Annotated in this window: 5 protein-coding genes; all 5 read right to left on the bottom strand. The window is 70.9% G+C overall.

Annotated features, from left to right (window positions below):
* Window positions 1-10: 10 nt before the first annotated feature.
* The 5 genes from HUU96_RS14195 to HUU96_RS14175 are packed head-to-tail and all read right to left on the bottom strand — an operon-like array spanning window position 11 to window position 2,695.
* On the bottom strand, window positions 11-475 hold the full coding sequence (locus tag HUU96_RS14195) for a PaaI family thioesterase (RefSeq protein ID WP_174293394.1): 465 nt from the start codon (window positions 473-475) through the stop codon (window positions 11-13).
* Window positions 472-939, bottom strand: a complete 468-nt coding sequence (locus HUU96_RS14190; protein WP_174293393.1) for a PTS sugar transporter subunit IIA — start codon at window positions 937-939, stop codon at window positions 472-474. Before HUU96_RS14190 ends, HUU96_RS14195 begins: the two co-directional genes overlap by 4 nt.
* 59 nt (window positions 940-998) lie before the next feature.
* The gene (gene hpf, locus HUU96_RS14185; protein ID WP_174293392.1) at window positions 999-1,610 is read right to left on the bottom strand and encodes a ribosome hibernation-promoting factor, HPF/YfiA family; all 612 of its coding nucleotides are present in this window, start codon (window positions 1,608-1,610) and stop codon (window positions 999-1,001) included.
* A 43-nt stretch (window positions 1,611-1,653) separates the two neighbouring features.
* Window positions 1,654-2,355 carry a DNA polymerase III subunit epsilon gene (gene dnaQ / locus HUU96_RS14180; RefSeq protein ID WP_174293391.1) on the bottom strand — a complete coding sequence of 234 codons (702 nt, stop codon included), beginning with the start codon at window positions 2,353-2,355 and terminating at the stop codon, window positions 1,654-1,656.
* A gap of 10 nt (window positions 2,356-2,365) precedes the next feature.
* Window positions 2,366-2,695 carry a dephospho-CoA kinase gene (locus HUU96_RS14175; RefSeq protein ID WP_438827090.1) on the bottom strand — a complete coding sequence of 110 codons (330 nt, stop codon included), beginning with the start codon at window positions 2,693-2,695 and terminating at the stop codon, window positions 2,366-2,368.
* Between the last annotated feature and the right edge of the window lie 151 nt (window positions 2,696-2,846).

Raw genomic sequence — 2,846 nt, 5'->3', positions numbered from 1 at the left:
CACCGCGCCCTCACGGCGTCCGATAGCCCGGCAGCCCCGCCAGCGCGATCTGCGAGCGCATGAAGGTGCCGGTGCCGCGCGCCGCCTCCTCGCCCTCGCTGTCGATCAACCGCGCATCGGCGACGAACACGCGCCGGCGACCGCTTGCCAGGCGACCCTCCGCGATCACCTCGCCGGCCTTGAGCGGGCGGGTGAAGAGGAGGTTGAAGGCGGTGGTCAGCAGGAAGCGGTCGGTGACCAGGCTGTTCGCCGCGTAGAAGGCGGCATCGTCGAGCATCTTGAAGTAGCTGGTGCCATGCACCGCGCCGGCGGCGTGAAAATGGCGCTCGTCGAGCTGGAACCGGATGCGCGCGAAGCCGGGCGAGACAACCTCCAGCCGCGATTCGAACAACCGGTTGATCGGCGCGGTCGCATAGAGCGACTCCAGCGCGCGGAAATGCGCCGCCGCGCCGCGTGCGGGCGCTGCGTCGTTCACGCCGCGTCGCGCGCCTGATCCTCGCACAGCAGCGCGTACAGCGCGTCGCACGACGCCGCCCCGCGCAGCTTGGCCAGGAACGCGCGGTCGCGCAGCTGCCGCGACACCCTCGCCAACGCCTTGAGGTGATCGGCCCCCGCCTCCACCGGCGACAGCAGCGCGAAGACGAGATCGACCGGCAGGTCGTCGACCGCGCCGAAGTCGATGGGTTGGGCAAGCCGCACGAACACGCCGGTCACCACCGCCAGCCCCGGCAGCCGGGCATGGGGCAGTGCCACGCCATAGCCGAACCCGGTCGAGCCCAGCTTCTCGCGCGCCGCCAGCCGCTCGCCAATGTCGCGGGCATCGCCGTCGACGATCCCTGCCGCCGCCGCCGCAACGCTGGCGAGCACCGCCTTCTTGGTCGCCGCCGCGACGCCGGTGAGCACCGCCTCGGGTCTGAGCAGGTCGCTGAGATCGGTCATGGACGATGCAGGTCCCTCGGAAGGCGGGCGGCATAGCGCCCGCCACCGGGGAAGGAAAGTCAGCTTGCGGCGTGCTGGCCCGCGCCGCTGCCGCCGCGCTGCGGCTCGACCCAGCCGATGGTGCCGTCGCCGCGGCGATAGACCATGTTGTACGCGCCGGTGCCGGCATTCTTGAACAGAAGCGCCGCGGTGTTGCGCAGGTCCAGCATCATCACCGCATCGGACACGCTGGCGTCGGGCACGTCGACCCGCGTCTCGGCGACGATCAGCGGCGCGTCGCCGACCTCCTCCTCGCCGCTCGCCTCGGCGAACAGGGTGTAGCCGGCATTGTCATAGGCCCCGGCCTCGTTGATCGCGGTCGCCTCGCCGGCGTGGCGGTCCTTCAGCCGGCGCATGTAGCGGCGCAGCTGCGTCTCGATCTTCGCGGCGGCGGCGTCGAAGGCGGGATGCGCGTCGTGCGCGTCGTGGCGGCCCTTGAGCACCAGCCCCTTCATGACGTGCGCGACGATATCGCAGGTGAAGCCGACATCGTGCGGCCCCTTGCCGAAGGTGACCTCCGCCGAGATCGCGCGGGAGAAATACTTGTCGGCGATACCCTGGAGCCGGTCCTGCACATGGGCGGCGAGCGCGTCGCCGGTGGCGACCTGATGACCGGAAACTCGGATATCCATTCGACTTCTCCTCAGTTCGGACGGTTTTGCCCGTCCGCTGGCGTCACCCGGCCGCCGCGGCCCCCCAGATCGGATCGCTGATCCTCGCCATGAACGCGGCATGGGCGGCAAGTTCTCCTGCCGACGCGGCGAAATGGCGCGGCGCGCGGACCGGCCGTGCGACCGGCACGGCAGCGGCAGTCGCCACCGCGGCGACGACGGCGGCATCGTCGACCAGCCCGAGCCCGATCTGCCGCCCGCCGAGCAGCTCGACATAGACCTGCGCCAGCAGCTGCGCGTCGAGCAGCGCGCCGTGAAGGACACGGTGCGAGCGGTCGATGCCGTAGCGGCCGCACAGCGCGTCGAGGCTGTGCTTGGCACCCGGGTGACGGCTGCGCGCGATCTGCAGCGTGTCGACATAGCGCGTCTTCGTGCAGACCGGCTGAAACCCGCAGCGGCCAAGCTCGCCATTGAGGAAGGCGAAGTCGAAGCCGGCATTGTGCGCCACCAGCGGCGCGTGGCCGAGGAAGTCGAGCAGGTCGGCGACCGCCGCCGCGAACACCGGCTTGTCGGACAGGAACGTCTCCGACAGGCCGTGGATCGCATAGGCTTCGGCGGGCATCGACCGCTCGGGATGATAATAGGCGTGGAAGGTGCGCCCAGTCTCGACCCGGTTGACCAGCTCGACGCAGCCGATCTCGACCAGCCGGTCGCCGCCGCCGAAGCTCAATCCCGTGGTTTCGGTGTCGAAGACGATCTCGCGCATCGTCGGGCCTCTATCCACCCATCGGCGGTGCGAGGCAAGCGACCAGGCGCTCGACCGCGGCGCGCGTCTCGGCCAGCGGCACATCGGTGGCGATGACATGGTCGGCGCGGGCGCGCTTGGCGGCGTCGGGCAGCTGGCGGGCGAGGATGTGCGCCAGCTTCGCCTCGGTCATCCCCGGCCGGGCGAGGACGCGGGCGCGCTGCACCTCCGGTGCGGCGGAGACGACGGCGACGCGGTCGACGGCGCGGTCGCCGCCGGTCTCGAACAGCAACGGCACGTCGAACACCACCAGCGCCGCGTCGGCATGAGCGGCGAGGAAGGCGGAGATGTCCGCGACCACGGATGCACGAACTCGCGACCGGGGGTGAGTTCCTCGAAGTACAGGCCTGCCATGGGGGTCCCCTCTCGATAAACGCCTAGCCAGGGCTCTCCGGCCCGGCCGCGAATTCTGCCAGCACCGTGCCGCGGGCGACGGTCGTGCCCACGTCGAC

The sequence above is a fragment of the Sphingomonas bacterium genome (assembly GCF_903644135.1).
Classification (GTDB): domain Bacteria; phylum Pseudomonadota; class Alphaproteobacteria; order Sphingomonadales; family Sphingomonadaceae; genus Sphingomonas.
The sequence above is the reverse complement of the archived record's forward strand: the minus strand, read 5'-3'. Positions and strand labels throughout refer to the sequence as shown.